At 71.2% G+C, this 14,824-nt stretch carries 14 protein-coding genes; 4 read left to right on the forward strand and 10 right to left on the reverse strand.

The window, feature by feature from the left end; translation table 11 throughout:
• Nucleotides 1-111: 111 nt before the first annotated feature.
• From ABZS69_RS57125 to ABZS69_RS57155, 7 genes are all read right to left on the reverse strand, one after another.
• Nucleotides 112-1,224 carry a hypothetical protein gene (locus tag ABZS69_RS57125; RefSeq protein WP_355390100.1) on the reverse strand — a complete coding sequence of 371 codons (1,113 nt, stop codon included), beginning with the start codon at nt 1,222-1,224 and terminating at the stop codon, nt 112-114.
• Nucleotides 1,225-1,261: 37 nt separating this feature from the next.
• Nucleotides 1,262-1,921, reverse strand: a complete 660-nt coding sequence (locus tag ABZS69_RS57130; RefSeq protein WP_355390102.1) for an endonuclease/exonuclease/phosphatase family protein — start codon at nt 1,919-1,921, stop codon at nt 1,262-1,264.
• Between the two features lie 32 nt (nt 1,922-1,953).
• Nucleotides 1,954-2,886 carry an ROK family glucokinase gene (locus ABZS69_RS57135; RefSeq protein ID WP_355390103.1) on the reverse strand — a complete coding sequence of 311 codons (933 nt, stop codon included), beginning with the start codon at nt 2,884-2,886 and terminating at the stop codon, nt 1,954-1,956.
• Nucleotides 2,887-2,901: 15 nt separating this feature from the next.
• A complete protein-coding gene (locus ABZS69_RS57140; RefSeq protein ID WP_355390105.1) occupies nt 2,902-3,327 on the reverse strand; it encodes a DUF5304 family protein in 426 nt (141 codons plus the stop codon).
• A 42-nt stretch (nt 3,328-3,369) separates the two neighbouring features.
• Nucleotides 3,370-4,530, reverse strand: coding sequence for an ArsA family ATPase (locus ABZS69_RS57145; protein ID WP_355390107.1), 1,161 nt, complete (start codon nt 4,528-4,530; stop codon nt 3,370-3,372).
• A gap of 1 nt (nt 4,531) precedes the next feature.
• Nucleotides 4,532-4,966: an SRPBCC family protein gene (locus ABZS69_RS57150; RefSeq protein WP_355390109.1), complete on the reverse strand. Its 435-nt coding sequence runs from the start codon at nt 4,964-4,966 to the stop codon at nt 4,532-4,534.
• Between the two features lie 67 nt (nt 4,967-5,033).
• On the reverse strand, nt 5,034-5,801 hold the full coding sequence (locus tag ABZS69_RS57155) for a metallophosphoesterase (protein ID WP_355390110.1): 768 nt from the start codon (nt 5,799-5,801) through the stop codon (nt 5,034-5,036).
• 106 nt (nt 5,802-5,907) lie between these two features.
• On the opposite strand from ABZS69_RS57155, the gene ABZS69_RS57160 reads away from it, so the two are divergent.
• Nucleotides 5,908-7,656, forward strand: coding sequence for an AMP-dependent synthetase/ligase (locus tag ABZS69_RS57160; protein WP_355390112.1), 1,749 nt, complete (start codon nt 5,908-5,910; stop codon nt 7,654-7,656).
• A 27-nt stretch (nt 7,657-7,683) separates the two neighbouring features.
• Here the strand turns inward: ABZS69_RS57160 and ABZS69_RS57165 are convergent, their stop codons facing one another.
• The gene (locus ABZS69_RS57165) at nt 7,684-8,472 is read right to left on the reverse strand and encodes a DeoR/GlpR family DNA-binding transcription regulator (protein WP_355390114.1); all 789 of its coding nucleotides are present in this window, start codon (nt 8,470-8,472) and stop codon (nt 7,684-7,686) included.
• A gap of 197 nt (nt 8,473-8,669) precedes the next feature.
• Between ABZS69_RS57165 and ABZS69_RS57170 the strand changes: the two genes are divergently transcribed.
• From ABZS69_RS57170 to ABZS69_RS57180, 3 genes are read left to right on the forward strand one after another with little or no spacing between them, the layout of a single operon-like run.
• Nucleotides 8,670-9,962, forward strand: a complete 1,293-nt coding sequence (locus tag ABZS69_RS57170) for an ABC transporter substrate-binding protein (RefSeq protein ID WP_355390116.1) — start codon at nt 8,670-8,672, stop codon at nt 9,960-9,962.
• Nucleotides 9,962-10,834 carry a sugar ABC transporter permease gene (locus ABZS69_RS57175; RefSeq protein WP_355390118.1) on the forward strand — a complete coding sequence of 291 codons (873 nt, stop codon included), beginning with the start codon at nt 9,962-9,964 and terminating at the stop codon, nt 10,832-10,834. Before ABZS69_RS57170 ends, ABZS69_RS57175 begins: the two co-directional genes overlap by 1 nt.
• A complete protein-coding gene (locus ABZS69_RS57180; RefSeq protein WP_355390120.1) occupies nt 10,831-11,748 on the forward strand; it encodes a carbohydrate ABC transporter permease in 918 nt (305 codons plus the stop codon). The genes ABZS69_RS57175 and ABZS69_RS57180 overlap by 4 nt, the downstream gene beginning before the upstream one ends.
• Here the strand turns inward: ABZS69_RS57180 and ABZS69_RS57185 are convergent, their stop codons facing one another.
• Nucleotides 11,749-12,834 (reverse strand): glycosyltransferase family 4 protein, encoded by a 1,086-nt coding sequence (locus ABZS69_RS57185; protein ID WP_355390311.1) that lies wholly within the window; start codon nt 12,832-12,834, stop codon nt 11,749-11,751.
• A gap of 65 nt (nt 12,835-12,899) precedes the next feature.
• Complete coding sequence (locus tag ABZS69_RS57190) at nt 12,900-14,816, reverse strand: M48 family metalloprotease (RefSeq protein ID WP_355390122.1); 1,917 nt, start codon at nt 14,814-14,816, stop codon at nt 12,900-12,902.
• Nucleotides 14,817-14,824 lie beyond the last annotated feature (8 nt).

Below are 14,824 nucleotides of genomic sequence, written 5' to 3' on the forward strand. Positions count from 1 at the left end.
CCATCGACCGGACCACCTACAAAGCCACCATCAGCATCAACATGATCCCGGCCAGCCCTTGACGCGCTACCCCAGCCCTAACTGAACGGCGTTGGCTCTAGGGGGCCGCCGCTAGGACTTCGCGGTGGTGGTCTTGGGCGCGAACGACTCGACCACGTCGGTGTAGCGGTCGCGGGTGTCCACCGCGTGCCCGACCGCCCACACCATGCCCTTGCCGGGCAGGTAGGCCACGGCCTGGAGGCGTACGCTGCTCCTGCCCTGCTTGGCCCCGCCGCGGATGGTCGCGCACTCGCCCTTCTCGCAGCGCAGCATGAACGGCTCGGCGGCCCGCGCCGGGTCGTAGCCGGTGATCCAGTAGCGGCCCTTGCCGTCGCCGGTGACGCCGTACAGCCGGGCGTCGGCGACCGGCACCGACTGCTCGCTCCAGCGCTTGCCGTTCCAGGTGAGCACGAGCGGCGAGACGTCACCGGGCCCGTGGTAGACGCCGCCGACGGCCACCGCCCGCTTGGCGTTGTCGACCTGCAGGTCGCGCAGGTAGCCGCCGGGGATCGAGGGCACCGGCATGGACTTCCACGAGCCGCCCGAGTTGTGCACGATCAGCGGCGCGGAGCCGGTGTCGCCGACGGCGAACCCGCCGGCCACGGCGTAGAGCGCGCCCTTCTCCTTGGTCTGCTGGACACTCCAGGAGTTGCCCTGGCCGGTGAGGATGAGGCCCTGCTTGTCGCGGCTGCCGACCGCCACGACCCGCCCCGCCTTGGCGTCGACGCCGCCGAGCCAGTCTCCCGCCCGCAGCCCTTGCGGCCTGACCCGGTCGAAGCCGCCGACGTCGCCGTGGGCCAGGTAGGGCAGCCCGTCGTGCCCGTCGCCCACCGCCCACACGTCGGACGGCCCGGCCACGGCCAGCGCGCGCAGGCTTCCCGCCGCCGTGGCGTCGCGGATGGAGATCTCGGACCAGCCGCTGCCGTTCCAGTGGCGGATGGTGCCCCGGTTCTTCCAGACGTCCCAGATCTCCTGCTGGCCGACCGCCCACACGTCGTTGGAGGAGACGGCCAGCACGTCGGACAGTGAACCGTCGGCCTGCAGGCGCACGCTTGTCGACTGCTGCCACGCCTCCATGGTGGAGGGGCGGCGGGGTTCGGCATGCGCGGCGGGCGTGACCTGCGTCAAGGCCACGGACGTCGCCAAGATGAAGGAGAGCGCACGCCGCTGATAGCGACGGGTCATGAGCAAATGCTACGGGCTGGGGGGCCGGTCTTGCCCGTTAGTGCCCAACTCGCAACTCTGCGACAACAGGCAAATGGTCACTGGCCCCGGCGAGATCGGCGATCGGGGCGTCCACTCCCCCGCACGACACGACACGCGCGTCGCGGGCGGCGAACACGCCGTCGATGCGTACGGACGGCCGGGCGGCGGTGAACGTCAGGCCGTCGCCCTTGGGCGCCACGGCGTGGCAGTCGGCCAGGCGTCCGGCGAGGTAGCGCCAGGCCGGCTGGTGCGCCTGCTCGTTGATGTCGCCGCCGAGCACGATCGTCGCCCCGAACCGGGTGGCCGCGCGCTCCATCAGCGCCACGGCCTCGGCGGCGTGGTGCACCCTGGCCGGGCCGTTGAGGTCGAGATGGAGCGAGCCGACGGCCAGGCGGGCCCCGTCGACCTCCACGACGGCGAGCGCGAGCGCGCGCCGTTCCAGGCCGAGGAAGGCCCGCAGCCCGTGGCTCTCGGTGTGCAGCACGGCGGCGCGCGGGCCGGTGAGCACGGCCACGCCGCCGATCCGGCCGGGGGTGGCCACGCGCAGGCCGCCCGCGGCGGCCAGGGCCCCGCGCCTGGCCCGCCACCGGACGAGCCTGGGCGCCTCCTGCACGCACAGCACGTCGGCGCGCATGGCGGCCACGACCCTGGCCAACGCGGGCACGCTGTCACGCATCCCGCGTACGTTGTACGTGCCGATCCTGACCGTCAGCGCAGCCTGGCCAGGTCGGCGGCGCCCACCACCCCTGCGGAGGCGCCCAGCTCGGCCAGCCTGATCTCGGCGAGCGGCCGGTGGCCGCGACCGGTGAGCTTCTCGGCGAAGACCTGGCGGGCCCGGTCGATGAACAGGTCCGCCGCCCGGGAGACGCCGCCGCCCACGATGAAGCAGCCGGGGTCGAGCACGGAGGCCAGGTCGGCCATGCCCTGGCCCAGCCAGTCGGCCAGGCTGGCGAACGCGGCCAGCGAGGCCTGGTCGCCCTGCCGGGCCGCGTCGGTGATCTCCTCGCCCTCGATCTTGCCGCCGGCCAGGCCGAGGAGGATCTTCGCCTGCTCCGGGTGGGCCTCGGCGATCTCCCTGGCGTCCTTGACGAGGGCCTGGCCGCTGGCGTACTGCTCCCAGCAGCCGATGTTGCCGCAGCCGCACTGGCGCCCGCCGGGCAGCACCTGCATGTGGCCGAACTCGGCGCCCATGCCCCAGCGGCCGCGGTAGAGGGAGCCGTCGACGACCAGGCCGCCGCCGATGCCGGTGCCGAGCGTGATGCAGACCACGAAGGACTGGCCCCGCCCGGCGCCGAACCTGCTCTCGCCCCACGCCATGGCGTTGGCGTCGTTCTCGACCACCACCGGCAGGCCGACGAGGCCGCTGATCTTCTTCTGCAGCGGCTCCTCGCGCCAGGCCAGGTTCGGGGCGAAGCGCACCATCGAACGGGTCTCGTCGACGAACCCCGCCGCGCCGACCCCGACGGCCTCGATCTGCCTGCCCGCGCTCAGCTCGCGGACGACGTCGGCCACCGTCTCGGCCACCACGTCGGGGCGGTCGGCGGCGGTGGGCCTGAGTGTGTGTTCGACGATCACGCCTTTGTCGTCGACCACACCGGCGGCCACCTTGGTCCCGCCGATATCGACACCGATCGTGAGCATTGGCCCCTTTTCTCCCTATCCCAGATCTATGTGTTCCACATTGCCGCCGCGGTCCTGCTGGTTGCCACGGCGCTCCGACGAGTCCTCGCGCGACCCGCGGGGGGCGGGCCTGCTCAGGGTGTCGAGCGCGCCGCGGAACGCGGCGAACAGCTCGCCGCCCGCGGCCATCAGGTGCCCCGTGACGTCGGCGCCCGACTCGCGCTGCGCCGCGATGGCCCGGCACCACGGGCAGGCCCGGCAGATGTACTCGTCGTGGGGCTCGGACACCGCCTCTTCCCACACGTCGCGCTCCCTGCGGCCACCGCCGCCGGTGAACGAGTTGAGCACGCTCTTGCCGACCTGGCGGGTGGCCCGGCCCTGGATCGACTCGAACAGCTTGCGCGCCTCGTCGGCCACGGTCCCGATGGGGTCTCTGTCGTTGCCGGTGTTGCTTTCGGTCATCTCGCCCTCCCTGCGTATGGGTCGCTCATCCTCCTCAACTCCTCAGGACGCGGATTCGCTCCCCGGGCTGAAACCTACCCGCAGCACGCCGTCGCGGAGCGCGGCCCCGGTGATCTTCCTGCGCGCCAGGGCCGCGGGCAGCGCCAGGATCCGCCGGTACGGCCCGGCCGTGATGATCAGCTCGTCGCCCTTGCGGGCCAGGTCGACGTCGCCGCGGTCGGCGCCGGGCAGGGCGAGGACCAGCTCGTCGGCGTTCATCCGCAGCGGCGGCTCGACGGTGTGGGCGGCGAACGGGTCGGACTCGCCGTACATCGCCTCGCCCACCTCGGCCAGCGCGTCCTTGCCGACGGGCTCGGCGGGCAGGTAGGGGATGACGTGGATGGGCAGCGGCGCGAACGACTGCTCCGCCTCGGCCAGCAACCTGGACTGCGCCGCCGCCCACTGGGCGCGCCACTCGTCGGCGCCGCCGGAGGGGAAGACGCGGTTGGCGATGACGGCGTCGACGCGGTAGCCGTACAGGTTGAGCGAGGTGAGGGTGCGCCTGGCCTCGGCGAGCACCACGGACTCGGGCGTGAGCACGAGCCGCACGGAGGCGTGGTCGCCGGTGAGCAGCTCGCGCACCTCCATGAGGCCGCGGTGCAGGCGCTCGCCCGCACTCATGACGTCGTCGCCGGGCGCGCTGACGTGGGCGACGCTGCGCACGAACGGCGAGACGAGCCGCACGAGCCTGCGGCCGACCGGCATGAGCTTGCCGACGTGCCAGTCGAGCGCCTCGGGCAGGGCCAGCAGCCGCAGCGTCTCGGCGGTGGGCGCGCAGTCGACGACGATCACGTCCCAGCGGCCCTCGCGGGCGTGCTCGCGCAGCTCCAGCAGGGCGATGACCTCCTCGGCGCCGGGCAGCACGGTGATCTCCTCGGAGGTGATCTCGTCGAGGCCCAGCTCGCTGAGCACCCCCCGGGCGTACTGCTGCAGCTCGCCCCAGTGGCGCTCCAGCGACTTCTGCGTGTCGACCTGGTGGAGATGCAGACCGGGCGCGACCTCGCCGGGCTCGACGTCGAGCGCGTCGGCCAGCGAGTGGGCGGTGTCGGTCGAGACGATCAGCGTCTTGAGGCCGCGACTGGCGGCGAGCGTGGCGGTGGCGGCGGCGGCCGTCGTCTTGCCGACGCCGCCCTTCCCTGTGAAGAGCAGGACCCTCGGGCTCAACTCAGTTGCCTTCGACGCGCTTCTTGAGGCCCTTGAGCGCGGTGTCCACGATCACCTTCTCCGCCTTGCGCCTGATCATGCCGATCATGGGCACGCTCAGGTCGACCGTGAGCTCGTACGTCACGTCGGTGCCCCTGCCCGTGTCGGCGAGCCGGTAACTCCCGCGGAGGTCGGAGACCATCTTCCCCGGCTCCACCACCTGCCAGCTCACGTGGTCGTCCTGCCAGGTGTAGCCGAGGGTGTAGGTGTCACTGATCATCCCGGCGTCGAGGACGAAGCGCACCGTCTCCGGCATGCCCTGCCCGTCGGTGGTGAGGACCTCGGCGCTCTTGACCTGCCCGGCCCAGTCGGGATACGAGGGGAAGTCGGCGATGACCGCCATGACCTCGGGCCGGCCTGCGCTGATGGTGGTGCTCGAAGTGGTGCGATCAGCCATGCGACCACCGTAATGCAGAACCACCTCGTTGCGGTGGATCGCCCGGCGCGGCCCACCGCAGGCCGGGTCACCATTCGAGGACGAAAGGCACGCCCTTTCCCCGGAAGTGGCCGACGTTGACGCATTCGGTGCGCCCGATGCGGGTGCGCGCGTAGAGCGGGTTGTGCACGTGGCCGAAGAGCGCGTAGCGCGGCTGGGTGCGCTCGATGGCCGCCAGGGTGGCCTCGCTGCCGCGCTCGAACCGCCTGGCGACCACGTCATAGAGGAGCTCGGGCACGGCCGGCGGGATGTGGCAGCACAGCACGTCCACCTCGCCGACCGCCTCGACCTTGGCCGCGAACTCCTCGTCGCTGATCTCGTACGGAGTGCGGTACTGGGTCCTGAGCCCGCCGCCCACGAACCCGAACCGCAGGCCGCCGATCTCCGCCACCTGCCCGTCGAGCACCTGGAGGCCGGGCCTGAGGTAGTCGGCCCACAGGCGCGGCAGGTCGACGTTGCCGTAGGTGAGGTAGGCCGGGGTGGGCATGGCGGCGAAGAGGGTCTCGTACTGGGAGCGCACGAGGCGTTCGATGTGGTCGCGCGGGTCGCCGTCGAGCGTCGCCCACAGGCCCGCGGACATGGCCCTGGCCTCGTCGAACCGCTTGGCCGTGCGCAGCGCGATGAACTCGGCGGCCCGCTCGGCGCCGAACAGGTCGGCGAAGATGCCCTGCGCGTGGTCGTCGTAGTCGACGAAGAGGATCAGGTCGCCCAGGCAGACCAGCGCGTCCGCCCCGTCTCCCGCCCTGGCCAGCGCGTCGGCCCGGCCATGGACATCACTGACGACGTGGACCCTCATGGGGCAAATCTTACGAGTACGGCTGCTAGCGTGAGCGCTAAGACCCTACCCGCTCGTAACTTTACGCGGTAACGTCCAGGCGGTCCCCGAAGAGGAGTTTGATCCGTTGCGCGAGTACAGCGTTCCCGTCCTGGTCGATGTGCCTGCCTCCGCCAGCCTGCCCGACACCGTGTTCGAACGGGCCGAGCGTGAGCCGGGGACCGTGATCATGCGTCGCAAGACCGACGGCGGGTGGCCCGTGGTCACCGCGTCCGAGTTCCGCGACCAGGTGGTCGAGGTGGCCAAGGGACTGATCGCGGCGGGGATCTCGCGCGGCGACCGCGTCGCGCTGATGTCGCGCACCCGCTACGAGTGGACGCTGGTCGACTACGCCATCTGGACGGTCGGGGCGGTCACCGTGCCGATCTACGAGACGTCCTCGGTCGAGCAGGTCAGGTGGATCCTCACCGACAGCGAGGCGAAGGCGGTGTTCGTCGAGCTGGACGAGCACGAGCGGACCGTCAACGAGGCCGCGCCCGAGCTGAAGCCGGTCTGGCGGGTCGACGGCGCCCCGGACCCGGGCGACGTCTCCGACGCCGACGTGCACGAGCGGCGCGGCCAGGTGGGCGGCGCCGACCTGGCCACGGTCGTCTACACCTCGGGCACCACCGGACGGCCCAAGGGCTGCCGCATCACCCACGACAACCTGATCTTCACCGCCCTCAACGTGCTGCGCGGGCCGCTGGAGCCGCTGTTCCGCACCAAGGACCCGGCGGCCCTGCTGTTCCTGCCGCTGGCGCACATCCTCGCCCGGATCATCCAGGTGGTGCTGATCGAGGCGGGCGCGGTCATCGCGCACACCCCCAACATGAAGAACGTCGCCCCCGACCTGCAGGACTTCAAGCCCACGTTCCTGCTGGGCGTGCCCCGCGTGTTCGAGAAGGTCTACAACGGCGCCGAGCAGAAGGCCATCTCGGGCGGCAAGGGCAAGATCTTCGCCCGCGCCGTGGACGTGGCGATGGCCTCCAGCCGCGCCTCCGCCGCCGGCGCGCCGCTCGGGCTCCGGCTCAAGCACGCGCTGTTCGACCGGCTGGTCTACACCAAGCTCCGCGCGGCCACCGGCGGCCGCCTCTCGGCCGCGGTCTCCGGCGGCGGCGCTCTGGGCGAGCGGCTCGGCCACTTCTTCAAGGGCGTCGGCATCGAGGTCTTCGAGGGGTACGGCCTGACGGAGACCACCGGGCCGTGCACGGTCAACATGCCGTTCGCCAACAAGATCGGCACCGTCGGCAAGCCCCTGCCCGGCGTGAGCCTGCGCATCGCCGACGACGGCGAGGTCCTGGCCAAGGGCCGCAACGTCTTCCCCGGCTACTGGAAGAACGACGAGGCCACCGCCGAGGTCATCGACGCCGAGGGCTGGTTCCACACCGGCGACATCGGCGAGCTGGACGCCGACGGCTACCTGCGGCTCACGGGGCGCAAGAAGGAGATCCTGGTGACGGCGGCGGGCAAGAACGTCGCCCCCGGGCCGCTGGAGGACGCCCTGCGCGCCCACCCGCTGATCTCCCAGGCCATGATCGTCGGCGACGGCCGTCCCTTCGTCTCCGCCCTGATCACCCTCGACCCGGAGGCGCTGCCCGCCGGGGCCTCCCCGGCCGAGCTGCGGACCGACCCGGCGGTGCTGGCCCAGGTCCAGGAGGCGGTGGACCGGGCGAACCTGCTGGTGTCGAAGGCCGAGCAGGTCAAGAAGTTCCTGATCCTGGAGCGGGACATCACCGAGGAGAGCGGGCACCTGACGCCCACGCTCAAGGTCAAGCGCAACCTCGTCATGCGCGACTTCGCCAAGGAGATCGACGAGCTCTACGACGGCAAGCACTGAGTGCCCGGACCCGGTTCAGGCCCCGGCTCAGGTCCCGCCGCAAGGGCCGCGTCCCTCGGCGATGACGAGCTCGCCCACGTGCCCGGCCAGCGCCTCCCTGGCCGGCTGCGGCAGGCCGGAGTCGCTGACGAGCACGTCCGCCTCGCGTAGTTCCGCGATGGTGCTGATGCCGACCGTGCCCCACTTGGTGTGGTCGGCGGGCACGACGAGCCGGCTCGCCGCCTCCACCAGGGCGCGGTCGGTCTCCGCCTCCATCATGTTCGGGGTGGTGAAGCCGGCCCTGACGGTCATGCCGTGCACGCCGAGGAACAGCAGGTCCACGTTGAGCCGGCGGATCGCGGCCACCGCCACCGGGCCGACCAGGGCGTCCGACGGGGTGCGCACGCCGCCGGTGAGCACGACCGTCTGGTCGCCCCTGCCGGAGTGGCGGAAGACCTCGGCGACGCGCACCGAGTTCGTCACGACGGTCAGGGCCGGGACGGCGGCCAGGCGGTGGGCGAGGGTCCAGGTGGTGGTGCCCGCCGAGAGCGCCACGGTGGTGCCGGGCCGTACGAAGGCGGCTGCGCGGCGGGCGATGGCCTGCTTCTCCCCCTCCTGGCGCACCGACTTGACCGCGAAGCCCGGCTCGTCCGTGGAGCCGACGCTGGTGGCGCCGCCGTGCACCTTGGCCAGCAGGCCGCGCTCGGCCAGCAGCTCCAGGTCGCGGCGGATGGTGATGTCGGAGACGCCGAACGCGCGCACCAGCTCGGTCACGCGGACGCCGCCGTACTGCCTGACGAGCTCCAGAATCGCCTGCTGACGCTGCTGGGCGAGCATCGCATCACCAGATCTCAACACGTTCCGACACGCAGATGGCCGAGTGTGTATCCACCGTTCGATCGCATCATGACACGGCGTGGCCGCTGGGCAAGGTCATAGAAATGTGCGTTGACAGTTGGAAATGTTGGGTTTTCCCTGAATGAAAGTGAGTGAAGTCGGGGGAATTTGAAGGGTCCGGCTAGGAGGAACCCATCATGGACCAACGTCTGCCGATCTCCCGCCGCCATCTTCTGCTCGGAGCCGCCGCGCTCGGCGTGCCCGCCGCCCTCGTCGGATGCGGCTCCGGCTCCGGCGACACCCCGGCCCCCGCCGGCGGCACGTCCGCGAGCGGGCTGGGGACGGTCACCATCGGCTCCAACGCCTCCGACGAGATCCCGAAGAAGTCCCTGGAGACCCAGATCAAGGCCTTCACGCAGGCCACGGTCAAGGTCAACACGGTGGACCACAACACGTTCCAGGAGAACATCAACCGCTACCTGCGCGGCACTCCCGACGACGTGTTCACCTGGTTCGCGGGCTACCGCATGCAGTTCTTCGCCGAGCAGGGGCTGGCGACCGACATCTCGGACGTGTGGCGGGAGATCGGCGGCGACTACACGCAGGCGTTCAAGGACCAGTCGACCGGGACCGACGGCAAGCAGTACTTCGTGCCGGCCACGTACTACCCCTGGGCGGTCTTCTACCGCAAGAGCGTCTGGCAGGAGAAGGGGTACCAGCCGCCGGCCACGCTGGACGAGTTCACCGCGCTGGCCAAGAAGATGAAGGCCGACGGGCTCATCCCGATCGCGTTCGCCGACAAGGACGGCTGGCCGGCGATGGGCACGTTCGACATCCTCAACATGCGGGTCAACGGCTACGACTTCCACGTCTCGCTCATGGCGGGCAAGGAGTCGTGGACCGACCCGAAGGTCAAGCAGGTCTTCGACACCTGGCGGGGGCTGATGGAGTACCACCAGCCGGCCGCGCTCGGCCGCACCTGGCAGGAGGCCGGGCAGTCGCTGGCGCAGAAGAAGACCGGGATGTACCTCCTGGGGATGTTCGTCGCCCAGCAGTTCCCCGAGGCCGACCGCGCGGACCTCGACTTCTTCACCTTCCCCGAGATCAACCCGGCGTACGGGACCGACTCGATCGACGCGCCCATCGACGGCTACATGGTCTCCGCCAAGGCCAAGAACGTGGACGGCGCCAAGGCGCTGATCAAGCACTTCGCCCAGGCCGCCTCTCAGAACATCGCCACCGGGCTGGACCCCGGCACGCTGGCCGCCAACTCCAAGGCCGACACCTCGGGCTACAGCGCCCTGCAGAAGCGCGGTGCCGAACTGGTGTCGAAGGCCACCCACATCGCGCAGTTCCTCGACCGCGACACGCGGCCGGACTTCGCCTCCACCGTGATGATCCCGTCGCTGCAGTCGTTCGTGAGCAAGCCCGGCGAGATCGACTCCTTGCTGACGAGCATCGAGAAGCAGAAGGCCAACATCTTCCGCTGATGGCAGTCAAAACCCGTCGCTACTCCGCCCGCGACGTGACCATCCTGGTCATCGGGCTGGGGGTGGCCATCGTCGTCAACGTGGGCCTCATCTGGGGGCCCACGCTGGCCTCCGTCGGGCTGTCCGCCACCGACTGGAACGGCATCGGGCCGATCGAGTGGGTGGGCGCGCAGAACTACCACGACCTGGCGGCCGAATATCCGCCGTTCTGGTCGGCCGTCCGCAACAACCTGCTGTGGCTGGGCTTCCTCGGGCTGGTCGCGACGCCGTTCGGGCTGTTCTGCGCGGTGCTGCTGGACCGGCGGCTGCGGCTGTCGCGCGTCTACCAGAGCGCGCTCTACACGCCGGTCGTGCTGTCGCTGGCCGTCGTGGGCTTCATCGCGCAGCTCGTCTACTCCTCCGACTACGGCGTGCTGAACGCGGTGACCGGGCTGACCGTGGACTGGCTGGGCGACAGCTCGATCAACATCTGGGTCGTCATGGTCGCGGCCGGGTGGCGGCACGTCGGCTACGTCATGATCATCTATCTGGCCGGGCTGAAGGCCGTCGATCCGGCGCTGAAGGAGGCGGCGGCCATCGACGGGGCCGACGAGCGGCAGGCGTTCTTCCGCGTGGTGTTCCCGACGCTGCGGCCGGTCAACGTGATCGTGCTGGTCATCACGGTGATCGAGGCGCTGCGGGCCTTCGACATCGTCTACGCCATCAACAAGGGCAGGAACGGGCTGGAGCTGCTGTCCGTGCTGGTCACCGAGAACATCGTGGGCGAGGCCAGCAGGATCGGGTTCGGCTCGGCGATCGCGGTGATCCTGCTGGTGATCTCGCTGGGGTTCATCGTCACGTACCTGTCGCAGATGTTCCGGGAGGAACGATGACGCTCACGGCCCCGGCCACCGCTCCCCCGGCCCGGGAGCAGCGGGCGCCGTCCCGGCGTCCGGTGCGGCCGCTGCGGATCCTGCTCCACGCCTTCCTGACGCTGGTGGCCCTCGGGTGGCTGCTGCCGCTCGTCCTGGCCGTCTACGCGTCGCTGCGCCCGTACGAGGAGACCGCCCGGCTGGGCTACTTCTCGCTGCCCGAGCACCTCACGCTCGGCTACTACGGGCAGGCGTGGTCGCAGGCCGAGCTGCCCCACTACTACCTCAACACGTTGATCATCGTCGTGCCCGGCGTGCTGATCACGTTGTTCATGGCGTCGTTCACGGCCTTCGCCATCGCGCGGCTGCGCATCCCCGGGCGCAAGGCGCTGCTGATCGTGTTCACCGCCGGGAACCTGCTGCCGCCGCAGGTCCTCATCACCCCGCTCTACACCCTCTACACCCTCGTCCCGCTGCCCGAGTGGCTGTCGGACTCGCAGTCGCTCTACGACTCCTACCTGGGGCTGATCCTCATCCACGTGGCGTTCCAGTTCGGCTTCTGCGTGTTCGTCATGGCGAACTTCATGCGCACGATCCCCGAGGAGATCACCGAGGCGGCGCTGGTGGACGGGGCCTCGGTGTGGAAGCGGTACTGGCGGCTGACGCTGCCGCTGTGCCGTCCGGTGCTGGCGGCGCTGTCCACGCTGCAGTTCACCTGGATGTACAACGACTTCCTGTGGGCGCTGGTGCTCATGTCGTCGGGCGACAAGCTGCCGGTCACCTCCGCGCTGAACAACCTGCGCGGCCAGTTCTTCACCGACTACAACCTGCTGGCCGCCGGGTCGATGCTGGTGGCGCTGCCCACGCTGATCGTCTTCCAGCTCCTGCACAAGCAGTTCGTCGCCGGTCTGACGCTGGGGGCCACCAAAGGCTAGCTAGAGGAGGGTGCGGAAGCGGGCGGCCACCTGGTCCCACGCCCATTCGCGGGCGATCCAGTCACGCCCGCCCGCGCCCATCTTGCGGGCCTTCGCCGGGTCGGTCAGCAGCTCGACGATCGCCTGGGCCACCTCGCCCGCGTCCTCGCCGTCCACGACCAGCCCCGTCTCGCCGGGCCGCACGGCGTCGGGCGCGCCGCCGGACGACCCCGCCACCACCGGCAGCCCCGTGGCGGACGCCTCCAGGAACACGATCCCGAGCCCCTCCACGTCCACCCCCCTCCACCGGGTACGGCACGGCATCGCGAACACGTCGGCGGCGGCGTAATAGCCGGGCAGGCTCGCGGCCGGGACCGTGCCGGTGAACCTGATCGACTCCCGCCCCGTCGCCAGGCGTTCCAGCGTCCTGCGGTGGGGCCCGCCGCCCACCAGCAGCAGCACCGCCTCCGGCACCGAGCGCAGCACCTGGGGCCAGGCCCTGATGAGCTGGTCCTGGCCCTTCCTCGGCACCAGCCGCGACACGCACACGACCACCGGCCTGCCGTCCAGGCCCAGCTCGGCCTTGGGCACGTCGGGCCGGAACTGGCCGACGTCCACGCCGGGCGCCAGCCGTACGAGCTTGCCCGGCGGGACGGCGGCGACCAGGCGGCCCCGCGTGTACTCGCCCAGGTACGTCACCACGTCGGCGTGCCCGCCGATCCTGCGCAGCACGGCGCGGAAGCCCGGCGCGCTCGCCCACGACGCCTCGTGGCCGTGGGTGAGCATCACCACGCGCCGCGCGCCCGCCCGGCGCAGGCGGGGCGCCAGCAGCCCGAGCGGCGCCGCCGCCCCGAACACCACGGTCTCCACGCCGTGCTCGGCCACCAGCCGCGCGGCCCTGCGGGCGACGGCCGGCGTCGGCAGCATGAGCCGCGTCGGATGCCGCACGATCAGGAACGGCTGGCGCTCGTCGAACTCCTCGCAGCCCGGCCAGGCGGGCGCGTAGACAACCACGCCCGGCGTGCGCAGCGCGAGACCGTGCACGAACGACTGGATGCCGCCCGGCCTGGGCGGGAAGTCGTTCGTGACGACGAGCACCTTGGGCACGCCGGGCGTCGCGCGAGTCACCGCACGAGTCACCGCGCGGGTCACCGCGCGGGTCACCGCGCGAGTCACCGCACGGGGACACCGTTCAGCTTGGCCCATGCGCGGGCCATCGCGATTCGCTCGGGGCTGGATGGATGGGAGGCATAGAGCACATATTCCACCGCATCCGGCGACAAGTCTGAAATATTGGTGACTGCCAGGCGTTTCTGCATCGCGATGAACGTGGCCGGGTCGTGCGTGAGGTCCAGCGCGTGCAGGTCGGCCCTGGCCTCGATCTGGCGGCTGATCAGGTTCTCGGCGGGGCTCATGATCAGCGAGCCGAAGGTCATCAGGCCCAGGACCGCGCCGATCGCGCGCGGGTCGGCGAGGCTTCTGACGCCGGTGCGGCGGCGTAGCAGGTCGAACACCAGGAACAGCAGGATCGCGCCCAGCGCCGCGCCCAGGGCGCCGATGAACGTGCCGTAGAGCACGTCGTCGGCCTTGGCGTGGCCCAGCTCGTGCGCCACGACCAGCTCGACCTCGGACTTCGGGGCCTTGAGCAGCGTGTCGTAGACGACGATCCGGCGCGTGGCGCCGAACCCCGACACGTACGCGTTGAGCGCCGTCGTCCTGCGCGAGGCGTCGGCGACCAGCACGTCCTCGACCGGCACGCCGTCGCGCTGGGCCATGGCCAGCAGGTCGGTGCGGAGCTCGCCCTGCCGCATGGTCGTGAAGTCGTTGAACAGCGGCTCGAACACCACCGGATAGACGAACGACGCGATCAGCGTCAGCGCGAACGCCCCCACGGCGGCCGGGATCCACCAGCGCCTGAACTTGCGGGCCAGCGCCACGAGCACCAGCAGCATCAGGCAGAGCATGAACGCGTCGATGCCTATGTTCTTGAGCCGGTCGTCGGACCACGATCCCCAGGACTGGATGGACAGGCCGTAGTCACGCAGCAGCGTCTCGGCCCAGATGGAGATGGGCAGCTTGATCAGCTGGGAGAAGAGCGTGATGACCAGGACGCCCAGCACCACCCGCAGCCACCAGGGGCCTCTGAGCCATCCCACCAGCTTCGCGCCGAGCGGGGTGGCGACGAACAGCCCGGCGATGATGAGCGTGAGGGCCAGCGAGGCGTAGCTGGGCAGGGTGACGGCCGCGTCGAACGCCTGGGATTTGGCGATCTGCGCGGCGGTGAAGTCGCGGGCCGGGTCGGGCGGTCCCGAGGTCAGCAGGTGCCAGGGGGTGCTGAAGACGGCCACGACCGCTGTCACCAGGCCGAGCAGCACGGCCGCCAGCGCCGCCTGCCGCCGCAACCGGCGCTCGTCGCCGGGCTCCTGCGGCCCTCCCCCGCTCACGGGCACCTCCTCACCGGGCCCCCGCCTCTCCCCCTTCACGGGCACCTCCTCACCGGGCGCCCGCCTTTCCCCCTTCACGGACACCCTGCCCCCACCGGCCACCGGGCCGACGCCCTGCCCTTTCCCGGAGCCGCCCGAATCCTCCGCCGCCCCCAGACCGGCGCCCTCCGCTTTCACGGAAGCGGCTTCAGCCTGGCCACTCGGCTCCTTCGCGGACGCGCCCTCAGCCTGGCCAAGCGGCTCCTTCGCGGAGGCGCCTCCAGCCTGGCTGCGCGCCTCCTTCGCGGAGACGCCCCCGGCCTGACTCTGCGCCCCTTTCGCGGAGACACCCCCGGCCTGGCCAGGTACCTCCCCGCTCCGAGGAGTGGCGCCACCGCCCGCCCCGCCCACGGAGGCGGTCTCCTGGACCGGCGCGGGCTCCTGAGCCCACGGAGGCGCCCAGTGCGAGCCGGCCGCCTCCTGCTTCGCGGGGGCCTCCTGCTTCGCGGGGCCCGCCTCCTCCTCGGCTGAGACGAAGCCGCCCTCCGGCTTCACCGTACCCATGCCCGGCGGATCGGCCCCCGGGGCCGCCACCGCGCCCTCGGCCTCCTCACCCTCCTTCGACGCCCCTTGCGACGCGTCGTCCACGTCTCTCCGTTCGCTCATCTGCCTCC

Source organism: Nonomuraea sp. NPDC005650 (assembly GCF_040605375.1).
Taxonomy (GTDB): domain Bacteria; phylum Actinomycetota; class Actinomycetes; order Streptosporangiales; family Streptosporangiaceae; genus Nonomuraea.